We start from the raw sequence: 20381 nt of genomic DNA on the forward strand, positions 1-20381 counted from the left end.
CGTTCGAGGGTGAAGGACCACGGCATGCGTTGGCGGAAGACATAACGCCGGGCTCGGGGGGTGCTGCGAGGGTTTGAATCGTCAGCGGGCCTGGAGTGGTGCAGGCGCCCGGGCGTACTGTCCCGGGCGGCATGCGCACACTCTATGGACTCAGTTACTCGCCCTGGACGGAGAAGACCCGTTGGGCGTTGGACCACCACCGCGTCGCCTATCGCTACCGCGAACACTTGCCGCTCATCGGCGAGCCGCTGCTGCGCTGGCGTACGCCGCGTGGCGTGCGGCCCGCCGTGCCATTGCTCATCGACGAGGGCGAAGCCTTTCCCGGCTCGTTCGTCATCGCGCGGCGCGCGGAGGAGCTGGGGCAGGGGGAGCCACTCTTTCCCGCCACGAACCTCCCGGTGATTCAGCGCTGGGAGGACGACAGCGAGCAGGTGCTCTCCGCGGCGCGCGCCAAGGTGGTAGCGGCGTTGCTGGAGAGTCGTCAGGCCCAGGTGGAGAGCCTTCCCGCCTTCCTGCCCGCGGGGCTCCGGTCGGTCCTGGCACCGTCCGCGAGGCTGGGCGCGCGCTTCGTGGCCCGCAAACACCAAGCACCCGTGGACATCGCCGCCGCCGTCCATGAGAAGGTCATCCCCACGCTGGAGCGCCTGCGTGAAGCCCTGGGCGGCCGGGACTACCTGCTGTCGCGCTTCAGCTACGCGGACATCACGGCCGCGCTGATGCTCCAATTCGTGAGGGCGGTGGACGACGGCTACCTTCCCCTGGGGCCGGGGACGCGAGCGGTGTGGAGCGACGCGGCGCTCGCCTCCCGCTTCCCGGACCTGCTCGAGTGGCGGGACGGCCTTTATGCGAAGCACCGCCGTCCCTGATCCACGCGCACGTCACGGCGCCGGCGGGGTGGTGCCCGTGCGCTTCTCGAAGTCGAACAGGACGGACATGCTGCCGCCGGACGCGTCGGGCAGCTCCGCGTCCATGCGCAGCAATCCCTTGCACGCGGACCTGTCAAACAGCGCCCTGAAAGCGAAACGGCGCCAACCTCGTGAGAGGTGGCGCCGTGGAGCCGAGGCCCGGAGGCTCAGCCCGGCTGGCAGACCTGCCGGAGGATGTCGAGCGACTCCAGCGCCTTGCCCGCGCCAATCACGACGGCGGAGAGCGGGTCCTCGGCGAGGAACACGGGCAGGCCCGTCTCCTCGCGCAGCAGCGTGTCCAGGTTCTTCAGCAGCGCGCCGCCACCGGCCAGCACGATGCCGCGGTCGGCGATGTCGCCGGCGAGCTCGGGCGGGGTGCGCTCCAGCGTCAGCTTCACCGCCTCGACGATGCCGTTGACGGGCTCCGCCAGCGCGTCACGCACTTCGTCGCTGGACACCGTCAGCGTTCGCGGCACGCCGGCCACCAGGTCGCGACCCTTGATCTCCATGGTCATGACCTCGTCCGTCGGGTACGCGGTGCCGATGCCCATCTTGATGAGCTCCGCCGTGCGCTCACCGATGAGCAGGTTGTACTTGCGCTTGACGTACTGGATGATGGCCTCGTCCAGCTTGTCGCCGCCGATGCGCACGCTCTTGGCGAACACGATGCCGGCCAGGCTGATGACCGCGACGTCGGACGTGCCACCGCCGATGTCCACAATCATGTTGCCGCTAGGCTCCGTCACCGGAAGGCCCGCGCCAATGGCCGCCGCCATGGGCTGCTCGATGAGGTAGACCTCGCGGGCGCCCGCGTTGGCCGCCGCCTCGCGCACCGCGCGGCGCTCCACCTCGGTGATGCCGGAGGGGATGCCGATGATGATGCGCGGATTGACGAGCGTCTTGCGGTTGTGCGCGCTCTGGATGAAGTAGCGCAGCATCGCGGCCGTGATTTCGAAGTCCGCGATGACGCCATCCTTCATCGGACGGATGGCAACGATGTTGCCCGGGGTGCGCCCGAGCATTTCCTTGGCTTCCTTGCCCACCGCGAGGACCTTCTTGCCCCCGCGCGCGTCATGCTGGACGGCCACCACCGAGGGCTCGTTGGAGACGATGCCCTGGCCGCGGATGTAGATGAGCGTGTTCGCCGTGCCGAGGTCGATGGCGAGGTCACGCGAGAAGAGGGTGTGAAGCCAGTCAAACATACGGGGGCGGGAACTTTCGGGGGGTCGGCGGAATTTCCCCGTCATAGCGGGGGCAGACACGGGCCAAGGTACTACGCGACGCAGCATGGAGGAAGAAAAGCCGGTAGCGGCTTTCACATCCGCCTGGAGGGCAGTCGGCCAGCGGACGCAGGCGCGGCGCTTCCGGCTTTCAGGGAATGGGCGTGGGCTCGGCCTGCACCGACTCGAAGCGCGCCGCCACCAGCCCCGCCTCCAGCGGTTTCTCTTCGGGGTGCGCCGTGGGCGGCAGCGTCCCCTGGGCCTCGGCGTCGCGGTACTCCGGCGTCTGGCGCAGGGCCTCGCTGGTGACGTGGAGCAGCGTGTCACGCACGGGCTCGAACAGCAGGGCGGTAAGGTACCAGGCCGGGGCGTAATCCAGCCGGATGAGGCCGTGCACGCTCCACCTGTGCGGCGTGTAGTCCCACGGGCAGCGGCCGAGCAGGCGCTTGAGCAACCAGCCCGTGCCGTACTCCGCGCCGAAGATGAGCGCCGTGTAGGCCAGCGCCCGCAGCGGCCGGGGCAGGGGCTTGAGCCGGGCGGAGACCTCCTCCAGCGCCAGAGCCGTGCCTCCGTAGATGGGGTGCATCCACAGGTAGGTGCGCGCCGTGGCGTTCCGGTCCTTCTTCAGCGCGGCCCCCGTGCCGGTGAACATCACCTCGAGCACCCAACCCACACACCCATAGACGAGGAATCTTGAAAGCACCTCGGAAAGCTAAGGCTGCCCCGCAGAAGGGGCACTCCCGCCCCCTGGGGTCGGTGCTGGCCGCCTGCCTTGGCTGTGCCATGGCGGACGGTGTGCATGTCCCCAGGGGGAATCCAACTCGGACGACACGGGCCCACACGCCCAGGAGCCCGTCCAGGGCGGGCGGGCCCCCGACAGCGCCGGCTCAGCCCGGGATGCCGGCCGACCAGCGCTGCGTGAGGTACAGCTCGGCGAGCTGGGCCGCGTTGAGGTCCTGCTCCTCGCCCACGTAGGTGCGCTCGGTGGACAGGCCGACCTCGCCGCCGCCCACGCCCGCGTGGATGCCCACGCCAAAGTCGCCGGTGACCTTGTGCTTGTCCTGGACGGTGGCCTTGATTTCGACCTTGTCCTTGAGCTGGTTCAGCGCCTGGCCCACGTCGCCCCGGGCGATGCTGCCGAAGGCGCCGCTGGTGGCGATGTCGTTGATGTTGCCGCTGATCTCCGCCTTCACCTCGCGGCCCGTCGCGCCGCCCAGGCCCAGCGCGGACGCGTTGGCCTGACGCGAGTCGGTCAGTGTCAGCTTGGCCTCATGGGTGTCACGCACGCTGGCGCCAATCTCGCGAGCGGTGCCCTTCGGGTCCTTGATGAAGTCGGTCGGGTTGAAGCCCTCGGGCAGCTCCACGCTCTGCTCCAGCTCCACCCCAAGCGAACCGGACACACCCGCGGACGCGTTGGTGGGCAGCGACACGGAGTCCCCGCCACCGGTGGGGATACCCACGCCCGCGGACGCGCTGGCGTTGCCGTTGATTTCGAGGCTCTGCTTGAGGGTCAGCTTCTGGGGCTTGCCGCCCTCCATCTCGATGCGGGCCGTGGTGCTCTGGTTGATTCCGGCACTCGCGCCGGCGCCCGCGCTGATGGCCTCCGGCAGGCCCTTCATGCCCAGCTCGGCGTTGACGCTGGCCTCGGCGCCCAGCTTGAACTCCACGGCGCTCATGTTCTTCGTCAGGCCCGCCAGGTCCGACAGCGGATCCCCGAGGACCTGATTCACGCCCGCGCCCAGCACGGGGTTGCTCGCGGCGGCGCCCGCGGTGGCGGTGGAGGCCGCGATGATGCGGGTGGCGTTCTTGGCCTCCTCGGCCGTGTCGAACTTGAACTCCACCGTGGCCCCGGCGGTGCCGAAGGCCTCTGCGCCCACGTCCGCCGCGCCCTTGGCGCCCAGCTTGGCCGCGACGCCCGCGCCCACCTCGCCGGTGACGGACACCGTGTAGCCGCCGCCCTCTTCCTCACTGCGGCTGACGCCCAGAGTGCCCTTCACCTTGCCGGCCAGGGTCGCGCCGTTGGCCTCGGCGTAGAGGCTGATGGAGGTGCTCTCACCCGGCTTGAGCTGGTCCACCTGCCGGTTGAGGTTGACCGCGTCGCCAATGGCCCGGGCCGTGTCCACCGGGTCGCGCACCACGTCGGCCGCGCCCTGGAGTGCCCCGCCGATGATGTCGTTGCCGATGCCCTGCAGGGGGTTGAGCGTGGGCGCGTCCTGGATGGCCCGGCCCGCCAGGTCCAGGCCGTCCGCGGCGATGTCGGTCGCCTTGTCGAGCACCGGGCCCGCCCGCTCCGCCGCCTCCTGGAGGACATTGCCCAGGCCATTCGCGGTGACGTTCGCCGCGACGCCGGTGGCGCTCAGCGTGCGCTGGGTCGCGGTGCGGCCCGCCTCGAACACGTCACCGGCGGCATTGCGCACGTTGCCCGCCGCGTCCTGCACCCGGTCCTTGGTTCCTTCGACAACGTTCTGCGTGACGTTGGCCACGCCGCCCACGACGTTCTTGGTGGCGTTGGCCACCCCGCCCACGGCATCACCGGCCTTGTCCTTGGCGCCCTCGACAACGTTCTGCGTGACGTTGGCCACGCCGCCCACGACGCTCTTGGTGGCGTTGGCCACCCCGCCCACGGCGTCACCGGCCTTGTCCTTGGCGCCCTCGAAGACGTCCCGGGTCCGCTCCTGGGCCACGTTGGAGATCTTCTCCTTGGCCTCCTGCGCCTTGGCCGCCGCCTGCTCCGCGGCTTCCGCGGCCTTGCGCGCCGCCGCCTCCGCCGCGCGCCGGGCCGCCTCCGCCGCCCGCTTCGCCGCGGCCTCGGCGGCCCGCTTCGCCGCGTCCGCCGCTCCGCCAATCAGTTTTCCGATTCCCATGGGGGCTTCCTTCTCCAGGCTGTCACGGCCGTGGGTCGTCTCGCGGGGGCGGGACGCAGCGCGTGCGCGCTTCAGGGGTGTGGTGCCGGCTGGGGCCTTGTGGCGGGCCAGCCGAGGCCCTCAGCAGTGTCGAGTCTTGAAAGCAGGCATGGACGACTCCTGCCCTTTAGAAAGAGCGGGTACTCTGTGAGGGCTGCGGGGATTCTCAGGAAATGAGGCGGAAGAGTTTCGTCGGTGCGGCAGAAACCTGGCCGCCGAGCGCTGGATTGGCGTTTTCCCGCCGCAGGGGAGCGCTTTACTGGGTGGCACCCGCGTAATACAGGAGAAGCGGATGTGCTCAGCCAGCCCGACAGCTCCGCTATCCCCACCCGGGCGACGCGCGCGGGGGATGCTGCTGGCCATTGCCCTGGGCACGGCACTTGCGTCCGTGCCGTGGATCAACGTGCTGGAACAGGTGGTGGCCGCCGAGGTCCACGCCGTGTACGGGCCCTCCGAGGGAAACGGCGCGCGGGTGGACCGCAGCAGCGTGGCCTTCGTGGGCAAGCGCACCCGCCAGTGGCGCTGTGGGCGCCTGGCCGGGGTGGGGAGCGACACCTGGGCCGCGGTGATGAGCGCCCCGGCCGGGGTGAAGACGAAACCGACCCTGGGCCGGGAACGAGAGTCCTACCAGCCGGGCTTCTATGAAGAAGCCCACCGTCAGGCTCGAGAACGGCGGCGGGCCGTTGCCACCGACACCGTCCGGCTGCTGCGCTCCGCGGCCCTGATGGTGCGAGGCGGCAACGCCGGTGACCGGCCGACGCTCGTCACCCAGTCGTTGCGCGGGCCTCCCGCGCGCGGCTGAAGACTGCGCTCGGAATCGGGCCGGCGGGTAACGCGCCTGCCTTCTTCGTTTCCTCCCGCATGATGCGCGGTCCGACGCACGCCGCCGGGCCGGTCCGAACCTCAATCTTCCGTTAGGTTGTTTTTTTCGAGGTGTACCGATGCATGGAGCCCACGAGGTCCTCCAAGCCATTGCCGTCGTCCTGTGCGTCGCGGCAGTGACGACGGTCCTCTTCCAGAAGCTTCGCCAGCCCGTGGTGCTGGGCTACATCCTGGCCGGCCTCGTCGTCGGCCCGTACCTGCCAATTCCGCTCGTCGCCAACCCGGAGGTGGTGACGACGCTCTCGGAGCTGGGCGTCATCCTCCTGATGTTCTCGCTGGGGTTGGAGTTCAGCCTCCGCAAGCTGTTCGCGGTGGGGCCCACGGCGGGAGTCACCGCCGTCATCCAGTGCAGCATCATGATTTGGCTGGGCTTCGTGGTGGGGCGCGCCTTCGGGTGGACCACCCTGGAGAGCCTCTTCACTGGCGCGCTCATCGCGGTGTCCAGCACCACCATCATCGCCAAGGCCTTCGACGAGCAGAACATCCGGGGCCGGCTGCGGGAGCTGGTGGTGGGCGTCCTCATCGTCGAGGACCTCATCGCCGTCCTCCTGATGGCGACGCTGACGGCCATCTCCTCTGGCACCGGCCTGTCCGTGGGGGAGCTGTCGTTGACGACGGGCCGCCTGGTGGCGTTCCTCGTCGGGCTGGTGGTGGTGGGGCTGTTCATCATCCCCCGCGCGGTGCGCTACGTGGTGAAGCTCAACAAGCCGGAGACGACCCTGGTGGCCAGCGTGGGCATCTGCTTCGCGGTGGCGCTGCTGGCGCAGGCCTTCGGGTATTCGGTGGCGCTGGGGGCCTTCCTGGCGGGCTCGCTGGTGGCGGAGTCCGGCGAGGAGAAGGTGGTGGAGCACCTGGTGCAGCCGGTGAAGGACATCTTCGCGGCCATCTTCTTCGTTTCCGTGGGCATGCTCATCAACCCGGCGCTCATCGCGGAGCACTGGGCCGCCATCCTGGTGCTCACGGTCGTGGTCATCGTGGGCAAGCTCTTCAGCGTGACGCTGGGCGCGTTCCTCACGGGGCACAGCACCCGGACCTCCGTGCAGGCGGGCATGAGCCTGGCGCAGATTGGCGAGTTCTCCTTCATCATCGCCGGCCTGGGCCTGTCGCTGAAGGCCACGGGCAACTTCATCTACCCGGTGGCGGTGGCCGTCTCGGCGATTACGACGCTCACGACGCCCCTGCTGATTCGCGTGTCGGGGCCGGTGGCCAGCTATGTGGACCGCAAGCTGCCCAAGCCGCTGCAGACGTTCGTGACGTTGTACGGCACCTGGGTTGAGCGGCTGCGCGACGCGCCCCGGCGCCAGACGTTCGGGGCCTCGGTGCGGCGGCTGGCGCGGTTGATGGTGCTGGACGCCGTGTTGCTGATTGTCCTGGTGATTGGCACGTCGTTGACGGCGGGCAAGCTGGGCTCCCTCATCGAGCAGCGGCTGGGCATCGATGAGAACCTGTCCCGCTACATCATCCTGGGCAGCGCGGTGCTGCTCTCCATCCCGTTCCTGGTGGGCGTGGTGCAGGTGGCGCGCCGGTTGGGCGAGGAACTGGCGGAGGCGGCGCTGCCCGGGCGGAAGGACGGGCGGGTGGACCTGGCGGCGGCGCCCCGGCGCGTGCTGCTGGTGACGCTGCAACTGGGCATCATCCTGCTGGTGAGCGTGCCCGTGGTGGCGATTACCCAGCCCTTCGTCCGGGGCGCCATGGGCCCCCTCGTCGTGCTGGCCCTGATTGGCGCGCTGGGCGTGACGTTCTGGCGAGGCGCCACCAACCTGCACGGCCACGTCCGCGCGGGCGCGCAGGTCATCGTGGAGGCGCTGGCGGCGCAGTCCCACTCGCGAGAGCCGGGCGCGGATGAGCACGCGCTGGACCACGTCTCCAAGGTGCTCCCGGGCCTGGGCGAGCCCGTGCCCGTGCGGCTGGAGGCCTCCAGTCCCGCGGCGGGGAAGACGCTGGCCGAGGTGAACCTCCGCGGCCTCACGGGGGCCACGGTGCTGGCCATCCGGCGCGGGGACTCGAGCGTGTCCGTGCCGTCCGCGCAGGAGGTGCTGCAGCCGGGTGACGTGCTGGCGCTGACGGGCACGCAGGACGCGGTGGAGGCGGCCAAGAGCCTGCTCACCGGTGCACCGGCGCCCGCCTCGGCGCCGGAACCGACGGGCGCCCAGGTGTAAGGGACACGGGCCTGGGGGCGGCGTTCGTTCCGCCCCCGGGGCCTACCGCTTCACGCTGTACTTGGCGATGGCGTAGAGGGCGCGTACGCCGTCCTTCCAGCCAATCTTCTTGCCCTCTTCGTAGGTGCGCCCGTGGTAGCTGATGGGCACCTCGAAGACGCGCCAGCGGCCACGGGCCACCTTGGCGGTGATTTCCGGCTCGAAGCCGAAGCGGTCCTCCTCCACCTGCACGGAGCGCAGCACCTCGGCGCGGAAGGCCTTGTAGCAGGTCTCCATGTCGGTGAGGTTCAGGCCGCTGGTCATGTTGGACAGCGTGGTGAGCACGTTGTTCAGCACGGTGTGCCAGTAATAGAGGACGCGCCGGGGCGTGCCGGTGAAGCGGCTGCCGAAGACGACGTCCGCAACCCCGTCGATGATGGGTTGGATGACGTTGGGGATGTCGCGCGGGTCGTATTCCAGGTCCGCGTCCTGGACGATGATGATGTCACCCATGGCTTCGGTGAAGCCTCGCCGCAGCGCCGCGCCCTTGCCCTGGTTCTTCTCCTGGAAGAGGACGCGCACCTCGTTGCGGTTGCGCGGTGTACCGCCCAACAGGCCCACACCCTGCTCCTGAAGCTGGCGCAGGAATTCGCGGCTGCCGTCCTTGGAGCAGTCGTCGATGAGGACGAGCTCCTTCGGGAAGTCGACGGCGACGCAGCGGCGCAGCAGTTCGGCGAGGGTGGGAATCTCGTTGTAGACGGGGATGACGAGTGAGACGAGCATGGCGTTTTGCGGCTGTACCGCATTTTGCGTCATGGGGCGATCTTCTGGCACGGAAGGTGTGGGCCGCGGCGTTCAGCGGAGCGCCGCGGCCCGGAGCGCGTCCATGAGGGCGTCCAGGTCCGCGTCGGTGGTGAGCGGGTTGATGAGGGTGACACGGAGATAGACGCCATGGGGCAGCTTTGTCTGCACCAGGTAGAAATCTCCGCGAGTCACCAGGCGCTCGCGCAGCTTAGTCTGGAGAGTGTCCCACTGCTCGGCGGGGACGTGCGCGGGCGTGTGGCGGAAGCAGAGGATGTTGCACTCGGGCGGCACGGCGACCTCGAAGTCGCTGGCGGCGGAGAGGCGCTGGGCGAAGCGGTGGGCCTGCTCGTAGGACTCCGTCACCGCGTCGGAGAAGAGCCGGGTGCCCAGCACGGCGAGGCAGGCGTACACCTTGAGGGCCATCATCTCCTTGGTGCACTCCAGGGTGCGCAGGGCCACGTCGCTCCAGGGGCGCTCCGCGTCGCCGTGGAAGAGGTAGCTGGCCTCCTGGGCGAAGGACTCGAAGGAGCGGGCGCCGTCGCGGAAGAGGACGGCCGTCACCAGCGCGGGCATCAGCAGGCCCTTGTGGGCGTCCCAGATGACGGAGTCCGCCCGGTCGATGCCGCGCACGAGGTGCCGGTGGGCGGGGCTGAGGACGGCGGAGGCGCCGTGCGCGCCGTCGACGTGGAACCAGAGGCCGTGGCGCTCGCAGAAGTCGGCCACGGGTTCCAGTGGGTCGAAGGCGCCGGTGGCGGTGGAGCCGGCGCTGGCCACCACGGCGATGGGCTTGCGTCCAGCGCGCGTGGCGGACTCGAGCGCGGCGTCGAGTGCCTCGGGGCGCAGGCGGAAGCGTTCGTCCACGGGGACGGGCGTCACGCCGCCTTCGCCAAAGCCCATGATGCGGGTGGCGCGGGCGAGGCTGTAGTGCGTCGTCTGGGCGGCCAGCACGGTGAGGGGCGGGCCGGCGTGGGCGCCGCCGTTCCATGCGTCGTAGCCGGCCTTGGCCTGCCGCGCGGCGAGCAGGGCGGTGAGGTTGCCCAGGGAGCCGCCGGAGGTGAGGACGCCGTCGGTTGTTTCGGGCAGGCCGAGCCGCGCGGCCATCCAGCGCAGGACGTTGCGCTCCATGGCGGTGGAGACGGGGCCCATCTCGTACACGGCCATGCCGTTGTTGAGCAGGGAGGACACCGCGTCGCACAGGGCCGCAAGCGGCACGGGGGCCGTCACCTGGTGGCCCACGTAGCGTGGGTGGTGCAGATGATTGGAGCCGGAGAGGACGCGGGTGATGAGGTCTGCGAAATCGCCCGTGGGCGCTTCGGGGAAGGCCGCGGCGAAGCGGTCCACGTTCACCGCGGGGGCGGCCCAGGGGAGCACGGGACCTTCGGCGCGGGTGGTGCGCGCGAGGTAGTCGGAGAGCGTGTCCATCAACCGGTGGGATTCACGGCGGAAGGCGTCAGCGTCGTAGGCGGCGGCGATTCGCGCTCGAAAGTCCGTCATGGCGCGGCGGACCCTAGCCTCGCCGCTGTGAGGGCGGAATGGTCCCTTCGTCCGTTACCGGGTGTGCGGAGAACCCTTGGTAAGAAGGGGCGAGTGAGCAGGCGGGGTGGCGTGTGGTGGTGGCGCGCACTAAGTCTGGCGCATGGGGCGCGCATGCCGTGTGCCCCGCTCACGTGAGGAGGATGGCCATGGCCGACCCGAAGGTGACGATTACCTACTGTACCGCTTGAGGCTACAGGCCTCGGGCCGCCCGTGCGGCGGCCGCGTTGAGGGATGAGCTGGATGTAGAGGCGGAGTTGTTGCCGGGCCCTTCGGGCAGCTACGAGGTCGCCGTGGATGGCAAGGTCGTCATCCGGAAGGCGTCGCTCGCATTCCCCACGGACCACGAGGTGGTGGACGCGGTGGCGAAGGTGCTGGGGCGGTAGCGGGCGGATTGATGTTGTCGATTCATGAGATGCTGGGCGCGAGTGGGGTGCTGGCTGGCCTCACGACGCGCCCATGTTTCGCAGACAGGGCTCACTGGTTTTGGGGTGGGAGCAATGCCCGCTCGGAGCGCGGCATCTCATGGCCTGAACGTTGGTGCCCTGCTGATGGGGGCGACGCTGTATGCTGAAGAACAGTTCGTTCGGCAGCAGAGATTGAGTTGGTGTACGCAGGATGCCGAGGAGTCAATGGTCTCTCGTAGTGTTTCCATCCTCAAATATGTACTCATTGTCGGTGCTGCATTTTCAGTGACCTGGTTCTTTACGGGGACATACGGCCCCTGTCGCGCTGATGAAGACTGTCCTGGCGCGGAGGGATTGTATCATCCGGGCTCAGCACATTATTGTAGGAGTTGGTAGCCAGGAACTCACCCCAAAGTGGCGCCATGGTGGGGGCGGTTCAAGGCGTATCGGAGTTGCGAGATTGTTTGTAGTTGTTCCGAGTCGAGGTGTCCGAGAGGAATGCGGTGTATTGGCTCGGCGCATGGTGTCCCAAGTATCTGTCTTCCTGAATGACCCATCGTACTTCCTGACGGTGGGATCGTAGGCATGAGCCGGTCAGTAAGATGGGGCCAGTTGGCGTATGGGGACTTCAATGAAGCGTTGGGCCGGGATGCTTCTTGCGATGATGTCTGCATGTAGCAGCGGTGATTGGTACACCCGGAAAGGGGATGGTAATTTCTATGGACGGCGTGCAGGGGACGTCTGGGTCCGCGGGCCGTGGGAGGAAATACGGCCGTCGCAGGACGTGGATGAGGTGATTGACCAACTGTGCCCGGCCATCATGAAGCTGCCTCGCGCAAGCGCAGGGGCCTATGGCCAGGAGTATTGTGGGGTCATCTACAGCGTCAACGGCGTCTACTATGCGAGCTATGGCTCGCCGCTCGGGAAGACCATCCTGATGTACCCGGAGACGCGCAAGCAGTGCTATTCACCGCGTTTCGTGGTCGACGAGAGAGGGCGCACCTCCATCATCGCGGACTACCACAGTCATCCGTGGCAGCCGTCGCCGATGTCTGACCGGGACTTATGGAGTCACAGTCAGCGTTGGTTGCTGCGAATCCAATTCGACACCGCGTGTCGTGTCATGAAGCTCATCCCGTACGTGGGGGAGAGCCGGCCCGGCGAGGTTTTCGCGAGAGAAGGGCAGCGGTGGAAACTGGTCGGGTACATCCTTCCCGAAGACAAGCCGTTCGGAATTGTTACCAAGGTCGAGCCATGAAACGCGTGGTATGGTTGGTGTTTTGCGTTGGTCTCTCGGGGTGCTCGCTGCTCCAGCGTCCCTTCCGTCCCGTGCGGGCTCCACCTGAGGAAGCCGCGAAGGTCACCTTTCCATTCGCACTGTCGGAAGAGGAGAAGCAGGGGCTGATACGAGTCCCGGGCCCCGTTGCCGCGGCGATTGAACTCGCCATGGATGACTTCCGGCCCCGCGACGTCAAGCCCCACCGAGGCGCCACGATAGATGAAGTCTGCATGTATCAGCGAGAGTCGTTCGACGTGACGACCATTCCCGGGCCAGAGGGGATTTTGTTCGTCCGCTTCACGCTCAGCCCGGGCGCTTGCGAGCAGGAAGGCGCCATCAATGACGCGGGCGCCACCTACGCGGTGGACACCCAGGGATGGCGCATCCTGGCGGTCCAGCAATGACGGCGCGCGCCCGCCTACCGCTTGATGTACGTCAGCGCGGGCCGGTCATGTAATCGCGCTGGTCGGGCTCTTCGTCCGGGCAGGCACCAGCAGGCCCGTGTCCGAGTTGTACGCCGGGTCCAACGTGCTGTCCGGCATGAGCGGAGTGCCCTCCAATGAGGTGCTGCCCACGAGGCCGTACTGTCGGTTCCCGCGCAACGTGCCACCCAGGAATGCCGCGCTGCTCACGCGCCAATGCTGGCAGTAATCCTGGCCCATGAGTTCGGTGTACTTCTACGCGTTCGTCAGGCTCGAGTTGGACAGGATGGACTCCACGTCGCCAGAGATGGTCCGCTCCATCTTCGACGCCAGGACGATGGTGGTGAAGTCGTAGTAGCTCTTCCTCGTCATCCCGTACGGCGTCGCCTTCAGATTCGCCACCAGCGTCTTCAGCGGATTCCAGAGGTTGCGCCACATCTGGTCGCGCTGGTCCGACTACCCCTGGTTGCTCATGATGAAGCGCCTGTCTCGGTGCGTGTCGAACAAGCGCAGGCTGCGGTTCTCGATGAAGAACCCGATGGACCGGCCCTTCGTCATCAACTCGTACGACATCAACGCCTGGACGTTGGTATTGGGCGTCTCCTTCGACGTGGCCAACGTGGCGCCACGCACGCGGGGGGGAAGCGCTCATGCGCCCTCCGTGGGGGACGGGGGGATGAGACAAGCGACCCACGATCGTCCGGTGGTCATCCAGCAGGTTGCTGAAAATCCAAGAAACCTAGGAAAATTCAAGTGCCAGGCGGGGCAGGCGGCCGGGCAGCCGGGCGGGAATCCGGCCTCGGTGGACCGCTCCCGGACAGGGCGTGGGGCACCCAGCTTTGGGGCACAGGAGGTGACACCCATGGCGTGGCCGACAGTCGCGTCGCCCTACGAGCGGCGCTCCCTCACCAGTGGACTGCGGGTTCGGGACGAAAGCGGGGCGATGCTGGGCTACGTGGCCCTCATCGGCCGGGAACACCTCTACGCGCGGCGCTGGCCCTTCAGCCGGCGGTGGACGGAGTTCTCGCTGGCCCGCGTGCGGCATGTCTCCCGGGATTCGGTGTTCCTGGAGGGGCAGATGCCGGGCCGAGTGGTGGCGGCCGACAAGGGCGCACACGCGGAGATTCCCACGCAGACCCTGCCGCTGGCGGAACTGGACGAGGCGTCCACTCCCGCCTGAGCCCCTCAACCAGGTGCGGCGCGGCGCGGGGTTTTGTGCTTCAAGGAGGCGCCATGGCCCCCATCGAAGAGTTGTCCCAGAGGGTGTCCGCCGCGTTCGCGGATCGGACGTTGTTGAAGGACGCGGCCCACGTGGCCGCCGTGCGCGAGACGCTGGCGCGGCTGGACTCGGGTGAGCTCCGCGTGGCGGAGAAGGGCGTGGACGGCTGGAAGGTGAACGCCTGGGTGAAGGAGGCCATCCTCCTGTTCTTCGCGGTGTCGGAGATGAAGGTGATGGAGGTGGGCCCCTTCGAGTTCTACGACAAGGTGCCGCTGAAGAAGGGCCTGGAGGCGGCGGGCGTGCGCGTGGTGCCCCCGGGCACGGTGCGCTACGGCGCCTTCGTGGAGAAGGGCGCGGTGGTGATGCCGGGCTATGTGAACATCGGCGCGCGCGTGGGCGCGGGCACCATGGTGGACACGTGGGCCACGGTGGGCAGCTGCGCCCAGGTGGGCAAGCACGTCCACCTGTCCGGCGGCGTGGGGTTGGGCGGGGTGCTGGAGCCGCCTTCCGCGTCGCCCGTCATCATCGAGGACGGTGCCTTCCTGGGCAGCCGCTCCATCGTCGTGGAGGGCGTGGTGGTGGAGGAGGAGGCGGTGCTGGGCGCCAACGTGGTGCTCACCGCGTCCACGCCCATCATCGACGTCACTGGCCCCGAGGAGCGCGTCTTCAAGGGCCGCGTCCCCGCGCGCAGCGTGGTGATTCCTGGCATGCGGGAGAAGCAGTTCCCGGCTGGCAAGTACATGGTGCCGTGCGCGCTCATCATCGGTCAGCGGACGAAGTCCACCGACCAGAAGACCAGCCTCAATGCGGCGCTGCGCGACTTCGCGGTGGCGGTGTAATGGCTGAAATCCAGCAGCCCGCGCGCGCCGTAGAAGGCGTGTGACGGCACGGAACGTGATGATGGCGCACCATCTGGACGACATCCTGCCCGAATGGGCACTGGGGCTGCTGGAGGCCCCAGCCCGGGCGTCCGTCGAGCAGCACCTCGCGGAGTGCGCGCGGTGCCGCGAGGTGGCGGACCGGCTGGTGTCCACGCATGCGGCGCTGGCGTCGCTGGTGGTGCCGCCGCCCGCAGTGCTGGCGCGGTTGATGGACCAGATGGAGGGGCCGGAGCGGCTTGCCCGCTTCGCGGACCGGGTGGCGGCCTTCTTCGACCTTTCGCGCGAGCGAGCGCTGGCGTTGCTGGACGCGGTGAGCGACCCGGCGGCGTGGATGCCCGGACCGGTGGAGGGCTCGGAGCTGATGCCGGTGGAGACGGGCCCCGCGCGCGAAGGGACGATGGCCGCCATCCTCCGGCTCCACCCGGGGGTGCGCTACCCCCGGCACACACACCACGGCCGCGAGTGGAACCTGGTGCTGGAGGGTGGCTTCCGCGAGGATGATGGGCACGAGGTCTGGCCCGGCGAGGAACTGGAGATGACGGACGGCAGCGCGCATGGCTTCACGGCGCTGACGGAAGGGCCGGCGTGTTTGTGTGCCTCCGTCCTGGAGGGCGTGACGAGCTTCGAGGAAGCGTTCGCGGACGGCTGACGCCCGGCGCTATGGTGGGAGGCGTATGGCTTCCATCGACCTCGCTACGCGGCTGGCTCGTACCACGCTCGAGCTGTGCCGCATCCCCAGTCCCATCACCCAGGAAGGGCCCATCGCCGACCATGTGGAGCGCTGGGCGCTCCAGCACTTCCCGCGGGAAGAGGTGTTCCGGGTCGGCCACACGCTGCTGCTCGGCAAGCTGGAGGATGCGCGCCCCACGGTGGCCCTCATCGGTCACCTGGACACGGTGCCCGCGCACCCCAGCGACGCGGGCCGCGAGGCGCGCATCGAGGGCGAGCGCGTCTTCGGGCTGGGCGCCTCGGACATGAAGGGCGGGCTCGCGGTGATGATGGCGCTCGCGGAGGATTTGCGCCGCGACACGCTGCCCGTGAATCTGGCCTTCCTCTTCTACGAGCGCGAGGAGGGCGCCTACGCCGAAAGCGGCCTCATCCCGTTGTACGAGAAGCGGCCGGACCTGGCGAAGGTGCGGTTCGGCATCGCCATGGAGCCCACCGACAGCGTGGTGCAGGTGGGCTGCGTCGGCTCCATGCAGGTCACCGTGCGCTTCACCGGGCGCAGCGCGCACTCCGCTCGGCCGTGGCAGGGGGAGAACGCCATCCACAAGGCGGGGCCGTTCCTCGCGGAGTTGCTCGGGCGTCAGCGCGTGGAGGTCAACGTCGCCGGCTTCCCGTTCTACGAGGTCATCAACGCCACGCTCGCCAAGGGTGGCCGCGCGCGCAACGTCATCCCGGAGGCCTTCGAGCTGAACCTCAACTACCGCTTCGCGCCGGGCAAGAGCATCGAACAGGCGAAGGCGGACGTGCACGCGCTCGTCGCCGGGCGGGCCGAGGTGGAGTTCACCGATGCATCGCCCAGCGGCCCGGTGGTGGCGGGCAACCCGCTGTTCCAGAAGCTGATGGCGCTCACCGGCCTGCCCGCGGCCTCCAAGCAGGCCTGGACGGACGTGGCGCGCTTCGGCGAGTGGGGCGTGGATGCCATCAACTTCGGGCCCGGTGAGACGGCCCAGGCGCATCAGGCCAACGAGAGCGCGCCCATTCCGCCGCTCGCGGACGCGTACGAGAAGCTCGCGGCCTTCCTCACGGGCGCGAGCTGACGAGGGCTCGTCGCGGGACATGCCCTCCAGGGCATGAGGCGCGCGAGGTGCACGTCATTCGTCCGCTGTCGTTCATCTGCGTGCCTTCACCGCACACGCCCTGGCGTGCATGGGCGTACCCTGTCCATGCATCGCCTGCAGTCTTCCCCAACCGGAGCCGACTGAATGACGAACGAGTCCGTCAATCCACAGCTGACCGACGATGTCTCTCCCTCCCCGGCGGAGGCGGGCCTTCCGCCCACGCCGCGGCGCCGCACCGCCACGAAGCGCAAGAGCGCTTCACGTGCGGGCAGCACGCGGAAGTCCGCGCGCAAGGCCACCACCAAGCGCGGGACTCCGCGCGCGAAGAAGACGGCGGCGCGCGGGAAGACGGCCACCCGCAAGTCCGCCACGCGCAAGTCCGCCACCGGCCGCGGCGCGCGCAAGGCCACCACGCGGAAGACGGGGACGGCGGGGCGCACCGCCCGCAAGACGGGGACGCGCGGCACCGCGACGAAGCGGACCACCACACGCGGTGGCGCCCGGAAGTCGCCGGCTCGGCGCACCACGCGCCGCTGAGGCAATGACGCGGACACGCACTTCGGGGCCATGGGGGCTGGACTCCCATGGCCCTTGGCGTTTTCAGGCGCCGCTCAGCGCTTCATCCGCAGCAGGAAGACATCGCCGCGCGCGGAGCTCTGGCGTCCGGTGCCGAAGTCGGTCTCCCGGTCCGTGTGGCCGAAGAGGATGACATCCCCGTCGGGCAGCACGCCCATGGAGGGAATGGCTTCCAGGCCATACAGCTCGCCTCTCGGCTGGGGCGGGTCCGACAGGAACATCGTCGTGAGAAGTGACGTGCCCGCCGCGTCGTAGCGCAGGGCCACGGGCTGCGCCGAGCCCATGCCGTCCTTACCCGCCACGCCGTTCTCGATGCGGTTGAAGGTGAAGCCCGCCACCATCAGCTCTCCGGAGGGCGCCAGCGCGAGTGCGTCCACCTGGAGCCCGTCCCCCAGGCCCTTGGCCCATGTCTCCTGTCCGTCCGCCTTGGCGGAGACGAGGAAGGGGGTTTCCCGGAACGAATGCCCCGGCACCTGCATGTCGCCCCAGCGCACGGTGCCCATGAAGGGGCCCGCGGCCACCACGGTGCCCTCGCCATCCAGCGCCACGTCGCGCATGGTGCCGCTCGCCTGACTCAAGGCCTTGGTCCAGGTCAACGCACCCTGCCGGTAGAACGCGACGAAGGGACTGCCGCCCTCGGCGGCGCTCACCTGCTGGCTGCCGAAGCGCACCGCGCCCTCATAGTGGCCGCCCACCGCCATGCGCCCGGCGCCATCCACCGCCAGCGTCGTGAGCGCCACGCGCCCGCCCCCCTGAGGCTGGCCCACGGACAGGGTGGATTCGGCCAGACCTTCGCGCGAGAACATCACCACCACCGCGCCAGCGCCGGTGACGCCGTTGCCGAAGTCCGCACCGCCCGGCGCGTTGAAAGCCACCAGCGTCCGTCCCTGGGCGTCCACCGCCAGGTCCGCCACCGCGAGCCCGGTACCCAGGGGCGTTTTCGTCCACAGGACGTTGCCGTCCGCGTCCATCCGGACCACGAAGGTGCCGTCCCCCAGCTTGTGGCTGAGGAGGTCCAGGACGCCTTCCTTGGTGCCGGCGATGACGATGCCGCCCGCCGGGTCCGCGGCGATGCGGCCCCGGACGAACGCGCGCAGCTCCAGTGGCACCTCCGGGGCCCTGATGTCGAAGGCCTTCTGCCAGCGCGTCTCGCCCGTGGGCGCGCGCCGCGTCAGCACCAGCTTCGCCCTGTTATCCGTGGGCTGAAGGCTGTCCAGGTCATCGATGTCGTGAAGCGACAGCGTGAGGACGTCGCCGCTGGCGTCCACCGCCGCGCCCAGCGCCAGGTCGTCCTGGGGCGTGCCTTCGCGCTGCATCCACAGCGTGCTGCCCGGCACCGCCGGTGGCGGGGGTGGACGGGGTGGTGGTGGTGGCACGCCGGGTGGCCTCTCTTCCGGAGGAATCTCCGGATTGGGGGCCCCCTCGGGGGGCGCGACGCAGTCCCCCATGGGGTCCTCCGTACAGTCCTCCTCGCCGGGAGGCTCGCTCGTGCTTCCACCACCACAGCCCAACAACATCCCCGCCCCACCCAGAACCGCCGCACTCACGACGGTCCGGACCCATCGCCACGCTGGATGCATGCAGTCCCCCCGCTCCGCCCAGGGGAGGGTCGGCATGCGTGTCTGTGTCAGCAACACCCACTGGGGCGTCTGCCTGCCCGATCGCCCGGATGCGCGCGGCGGCCTCGCTGACCGTGGGAAATGTCACCCCGAAGGTGGCACCCCCGTTTCCCCATCAGGGGTCTGGGGTGCCACGGCCGTGGCGCCTGGGGTGCCTCAGCGCCAGAAGCCCACGGACAGACCCACGTTGGTGTAGCGGCGCGCCAGGTCGAAGGAGGCCGTCACGGACCAGTCCTCCCAGTAGCGGAAGACGAACACCTCGAAGCCGCCGGTGACGTGGGGGCGCGCGGGGCGCTTGTCGAAGGGGGAGGGCTCCGCGTACGCGCCGGCCCGCAGCCGAATCATGCCCGGCACCGTGTCATGCTCCACGCCGATGCGCGGCGCGAAGGAGGTGCCCTTGCCCACCGTGGCCTCGTCCGCCGTGGACGCGAAGGTGCGCGCGGGCACCGCGTTGTCCACGCTGGAGATGAGGTCCACCTGGGCGCTGATGAGCCAGCGGCCAGCGGGCGCGTCCAGGGGCTCGGCTTCTGGCACCGGCAGCGCGTCTCCCTCCACGAGGAGCTGCCGCCGCGCCGCGGGGGACAGCCGGTTGTAGCGCTCCGCGCCTTCGCCCAGCCGCCAGCTGGCGCCCACCGACAGCACGGCGGGGGACACCACCGCGCCGAAGAGGGTGCGCCCCGCCAGCTCCGGGGCCTGGTTCGCCTCGCGCCGCCAGTCTCCCACCACTTCCGGCCGCACCGTCACGCCCATGCGCCAGGCGCGCCCATGCGGCCGGTACAGGATGTCCACCGCCACGCCCGTGTCGCCGTAGCGCAGGTCCGTGCCTCCGGAGTCCAGCCGGAAGGAGGCCTGCGCCGCGTAGATGCCCAGCGCGAGGATGAAGTCGTCCTGGCCAAAGGACATGGCCCCCGCCAGCACCGACTGCGTGAGCGACACGCGGATGCGCTCACCTGGCCCCGCGCACGCGGTCGTGGCGCAGTAGGACACCACGCTGTTGCGCATCGCGAAGCCGATGCCGAAGCGCTTGTACTGGAGCAGCAGGCCGCCCAGCAGCTGCCGGCTGTCGTGGGACTCGTCGGGCTGCCCGTCGTTGTCCACGTCCCGCTTGCGCGAGCCGGTGAAGGGCAGGTCCAACCAGGACAGGGTGACGCCCAAATCCCAGTCCTTCTCCAAGGCCGGACCCCGGTGCGCCAGCGAGGCCAGGTTGCTGGGCAGCCCCGCGGCGCCCTCGGCGATGCCCACGTACGCGCCGCCCATCGCCACCATGCGCGCGGAGCCCAGCAGCGCGCCGGGGTTGAGGTACAGCCGCTCCGGGCGAGGCTCCAGCGGCGGGGGCGTCTCCTGCGCCCAAGCCGCTGATGTGGCGCCCAGCACCAGCGCGCACCCGAACGCTTTCCACCCCCCGCCACCGCGTCCTGCCGGACGCGCCACCGACCTGGAAGGACTCACCGCGCGCGCGTGGCCTCCGTGAAGAGACGGTCCGCCTCGGCGGCCAGCGCGGTGTCGCGGGCGGTGAGGCCCCCGGCGTCGTGGGTGACGAGCGCCAGCGTCACCTTGCGCCAGCGGATGTCGATGTCCGGGTGGTGGTCCGCCTTCTCCGCCGCCTGCGCCACCTGCTCCACGAAGGCGATGCCGGCGAGGAAGGTGGGGGCCTCGAAGGTGCGGCGAATCATCCCGCCCTCGTGCTTCCACTCGGTGTGCTGCGAGAGGAAGGACTGGAGCGCCTCGGGTGCGAGCAGCGTGGGTTTGGAAGCCATGGCTGCCTTTCTACCCGCTCCCAGGCTTGAGGGAAGACACCCGCCGTCCATC

The 20381-nt window shown here is 69.3% G+C and carries 22 protein-coding genes; 11 read left to right on the top strand and 11 right to left on the bottom strand.

Annotated features, from left to right (window positions below; genetic code table 11):
* The first annotated feature begins 131 nt into the window (after positions 1-131).
* The gene (locus F8M74_RS21085) at positions 132-866 is read left to right on the top strand and encodes a glutathione S-transferase family protein (RefSeq protein WP_171410348.1); all 735 of its coding nucleotides are present in this window, start codon (positions 132-134) and stop codon (positions 864-866) included.
* A gap of 206 nt (positions 867-1072) precedes the next feature.
* Here the strand turns inward: F8M74_RS21085 and F8M74_RS21090 are convergent, their stop codons facing one another.
* From F8M74_RS21090 to F8M74_RS21100, 3 genes are all read right to left on the bottom strand, one after another.
* The gene (locus F8M74_RS21090) at positions 1073-2107 is read right to left on the bottom strand and encodes a rod shape-determining protein (protein ID WP_002638062.1); all 1035 of its coding nucleotides are present in this window, start codon (positions 2105-2107) and stop codon (positions 1073-1075) included.
* Positions 2108-2276: 169 nt separating this feature from the next.
* A complete protein-coding gene (locus F8M74_RS21095) occupies positions 2277-2828 on the bottom strand; it encodes a hypothetical protein (protein WP_141253961.1) in 552 nt (183 codons plus the stop codon).
* A gap of 184 nt (positions 2829-3012) precedes the next feature.
* Positions 3013-4989: a hypothetical protein gene (locus F8M74_RS21100; RefSeq protein ID WP_141253962.1), complete on the bottom strand. Its 1977-nt coding sequence runs from the start codon at positions 4987-4989 to the stop codon at positions 3013-3015.
* Between the two features lie 388 nt (positions 4990-5377).
* On the opposite strand from F8M74_RS21100, the gene F8M74_RS21105 reads away from it, so the two are divergent.
* Both F8M74_RS21105 and F8M74_RS21110 read left to right on the top strand, forming a co-directional pair.
* Positions 5378-5830 (top strand): hypothetical protein, encoded by a 453-nt coding sequence (locus F8M74_RS21105; RefSeq protein ID WP_228559209.1) that lies wholly within the window; start codon positions 5378-5380, stop codon positions 5828-5830.
* 139 nt (positions 5831-5969) lie between these two features.
* The gene (locus F8M74_RS21110) at positions 5970-8069 is read left to right on the top strand and encodes a cation:proton antiporter (protein WP_141253964.1); all 2100 of its coding nucleotides are present in this window, start codon (positions 5970-5972) and stop codon (positions 8067-8069) included.
* A 42-nt stretch (positions 8070-8111) separates the two neighbouring features.
* Here the strand turns inward: F8M74_RS21110 and F8M74_RS21115 are convergent, their stop codons facing one another.
* Positions 8112-8831, bottom strand: coding sequence for a glycosyltransferase family 2 protein (locus F8M74_RS21115; protein WP_141253965.1), 720 nt, complete (start codon positions 8829-8831; stop codon positions 8112-8114).
* A gap of 72 nt (positions 8832-8903) precedes the next feature.
* A complete protein-coding gene (locus F8M74_RS21120) occupies positions 8904-10346 on the bottom strand; it encodes an aminotransferase class I/II-fold pyridoxal phosphate-dependent enzyme (RefSeq protein ID WP_141253966.1) in 1443 nt (480 codons plus the stop codon).
* 188 nt (positions 10347-10534) lie between these two features.
* On the opposite strand from F8M74_RS21120, the gene F8M74_RS21125 reads away from it, so the two are divergent.
* The 3 genes from F8M74_RS21125 to F8M74_RS21135 all read left to right on the top strand — a co-directional run bounded on the left by F8M74_RS21125 (position 10535) and on the right by F8M74_RS21135 (position 12475).
* Complete coding sequence (locus tag F8M74_RS21125) at positions 10535-10771, top strand: SelT/SelW/SelH family protein (protein ID WP_228559211.1); 237 nt, start codon at positions 10535-10537, stop codon at positions 10769-10771.
* Positions 10772-11585: 814 nt separating this feature from the next.
* Positions 11586-12050, top strand: coding sequence for a hypothetical protein (locus F8M74_RS21130; RefSeq protein ID WP_240462301.1), 465 nt, complete (start codon positions 11586-11588; stop codon positions 12048-12050).
* Positions 12047-12475 (top strand): hypothetical protein, encoded by a 429-nt coding sequence (locus tag F8M74_RS21135; RefSeq protein WP_163884516.1) that lies wholly within the window; start codon positions 12047-12049, stop codon positions 12473-12475. Before F8M74_RS21130 ends, F8M74_RS21135 begins: the two co-directional genes overlap by 4 nt.
* 45 nt (positions 12476-12520) lie before the next feature.
* Here the strand turns inward: F8M74_RS21135 and F8M74_RS21140 are convergent, their stop codons facing one another.
* Genes F8M74_RS21140 through F8M74_RS21150 form a run of 3 tightly spaced genes read right to left on the bottom strand, consistent with a single transcriptional unit; the run spans position 12521 to position 13126 of the window.
* The gene (locus F8M74_RS21140) at positions 12521-12703 is read right to left on the bottom strand and encodes a hypothetical protein (RefSeq protein ID WP_141253968.1); all 183 of its coding nucleotides are present in this window, start codon (positions 12701-12703) and stop codon (positions 12521-12523) included.
* A gap of 45 nt (positions 12704-12748) precedes the next feature.
* Positions 12749-12931 carry a hypothetical protein gene (locus F8M74_RS21145; protein WP_141253969.1) on the bottom strand — a complete coding sequence of 61 codons (183 nt, stop codon included), beginning with the start codon at positions 12929-12931 and terminating at the stop codon, positions 12749-12751.
* 18 nt (positions 12932-12949) lie between these two features.
* Entirely contained in the window at positions 12950-13126 is a 177-nt protein-coding gene (locus F8M74_RS21150) for a hypothetical protein (protein WP_153881031.1), read from the bottom strand.
* 229 nt (positions 13127-13355) lie between these two features.
* On the opposite strand from F8M74_RS21150, the gene F8M74_RS21155 reads away from it, so the two are divergent.
* From F8M74_RS21155 to F8M74_RS21175, 5 genes are all read left to right on the top strand, one after another.
* Positions 13356-13673, top strand: coding sequence for a hypothetical protein (locus tag F8M74_RS21155; protein WP_216620375.1), 318 nt, complete (start codon positions 13356-13358; stop codon positions 13671-13673).
* 53 nt (positions 13674-13726) lie between these two features.
* Positions 13727-14551, top strand: coding sequence for a 2,3,4,5-tetrahydropyridine-2,6-dicarboxylate N-succinyltransferase (locus tag F8M74_RS21160; RefSeq protein WP_140868529.1), 825 nt, complete (start codon positions 13727-13729; stop codon positions 14549-14551).
* A gap of 40 nt (positions 14552-14591) precedes the next feature.
* Positions 14592-15242 (top strand): cupin domain-containing protein, encoded by a 651-nt coding sequence (locus F8M74_RS21165; protein ID WP_141253971.1) that lies wholly within the window; start codon positions 14592-14594, stop codon positions 15240-15242.
* Positions 15243-15267: 25 nt separating this feature from the next.
* Positions 15268-16356 carry a succinyl-diaminopimelate desuccinylase gene (dapE, locus tag F8M74_RS21170; RefSeq protein ID WP_141253972.1) on the top strand — a complete coding sequence of 363 codons (1089 nt, stop codon included), beginning with the start codon at positions 15268-15270 and terminating at the stop codon, positions 16354-16356.
* Positions 16357-16521: 165 nt separating this feature from the next.
* On the top strand, positions 16522-16914 hold the full coding sequence (locus F8M74_RS21175; RefSeq protein ID WP_141253973.1) for a cell envelope biogenesis protein TolA: 393 nt from the start codon (positions 16522-16524) through the stop codon (positions 16912-16914).
* 74 nt (positions 16915-16988) lie between these two features.
* Here F8M74_RS21175 and F8M74_RS21180 read toward each other — a convergent pair whose 3' ends face one another.
* The 3 genes from F8M74_RS21180 to F8M74_RS21190 all read right to left on the bottom strand — a co-directional run bounded on the left by F8M74_RS21180 (position 16989) and on the right by F8M74_RS21190 (position 20329).
* Positions 16989-18500 carry a hypothetical protein gene (locus tag F8M74_RS21180; RefSeq protein ID WP_228565694.1) on the bottom strand — a complete coding sequence of 504 codons (1512 nt, stop codon included), beginning with the start codon at positions 18498-18500 and terminating at the stop codon, positions 16989-16991.
* Between the two features lie 228 nt (positions 18501-18728).
* The gene (locus tag F8M74_RS21185) at positions 18729-20021 is read right to left on the bottom strand and encodes a hypothetical protein (protein ID WP_141253974.1); all 1293 of its coding nucleotides are present in this window, start codon (positions 20019-20021) and stop codon (positions 18729-18731) included.
* Positions 20018-20329, bottom strand: a complete 312-nt coding sequence (locus F8M74_RS21190) for a 4a-hydroxytetrahydrobiopterin dehydratase (protein ID WP_090487889.1) — start codon at positions 20327-20329, stop codon at positions 20018-20020. The genes F8M74_RS21185 and F8M74_RS21190 overlap by 4 nt, the downstream gene beginning before the upstream one ends.
* Positions 20330-20381: the final 52 nt, after the last annotated feature.

It is taken from the genome of Myxococcus sp. CA023, assembly GCF_010998615.1.
Classification (GTDB): Bacteria; Myxococcota; Myxococcia; order Myxococcales; family Myxococcaceae; genus Myxococcus.

Excerpts from the sequence above, each read along its gene's own strand:
- F8M74_RS21085 (WP_171410348.1), top strand. The coding sequence starts at position 132 with ATGCGCACACTCTATGGACTCAGTTACTCGCCCTGGACGGAGAAGACC.
- F8M74_RS21090 (WP_002638062.1), bottom strand. The coding sequence starts at position 2,107 with ATGTTTGACTGGCTTCACACCCTCTTCTCGCGTGACCTCGCCATCGAC.
- F8M74_RS21100 (WP_141253962.1), bottom strand. The coding sequence starts at position 4,989 with ATGGGAATCGGAAAACTGATTGGCGGAGCGGCGGACGCGGCGAAGCGG.
- F8M74_RS21105 (WP_228559209.1), top strand. The coding sequence starts at position 5,378 with ATGCTGCTGGCCATTGCCCTGGGCACGGCACTTGCGTCCGTGCCGTGG.
- F8M74_RS21110 (WP_141253964.1), top strand. The coding sequence starts at position 5,970 with ATGCATGGAGCCCACGAGGTCCTCCAAGCCATTGCCGTCGTCCTGTGC.
- F8M74_RS21115 (WP_141253965.1), bottom strand. The coding sequence starts at position 8,831 with ATGCTCGTCTCACTCGTCATCCCCGTCTACAACGAGATTCCCACCCTC.
- F8M74_RS21120 (WP_141253966.1), bottom strand. The coding sequence starts at position 10,346 with ATGACGGACTTTCGAGCGCGAATCGCCGCCGCCTACGACGCTGACGCC.
- F8M74_RS21135 (WP_163884516.1), top strand. The coding sequence starts at position 12,047 with ATGAAACGCGTGGTATGGTTGGTGTTTTGCGTTGGTCTCTCGGGGTGC.
- F8M74_RS21145 (WP_141253969.1), bottom strand. The coding sequence starts at position 12,931 with ATGTGGCGCAACCTCTGGAATCCGCTGAAGACGCTGGTGGCGAATCTG.
- F8M74_RS21155 (WP_216620375.1), top strand. The coding sequence starts at position 13,356 with ATGGCGTGGCCGACAGTCGCGTCGCCCTACGAGCGGCGCTCCCTCACC.
- F8M74_RS21160 (WP_140868529.1), top strand. The coding sequence starts at position 13,727 with ATGGCCCCCATCGAAGAGTTGTCCCAGAGGGTGTCCGCCGCGTTCGCG.
- dapE (WP_141253972.1), top strand. The coding sequence starts at position 15,268 with ATGGCTTCCATCGACCTCGCTACGCGGCTGGCTCGTACCACGCTCGAG.
- F8M74_RS21175 (WP_141253973.1), top strand. The coding sequence starts at position 16,522 with ATGACGAACGAGTCCGTCAATCCACAGCTGACCGACGATGTCTCTCCC.
- F8M74_RS21190 (WP_090487889.1), bottom strand. The coding sequence starts at position 20,329 with ATGGCTTCCAAACCCACGCTGCTCGCACCCGAGGCGCTCCAGTCCTTC.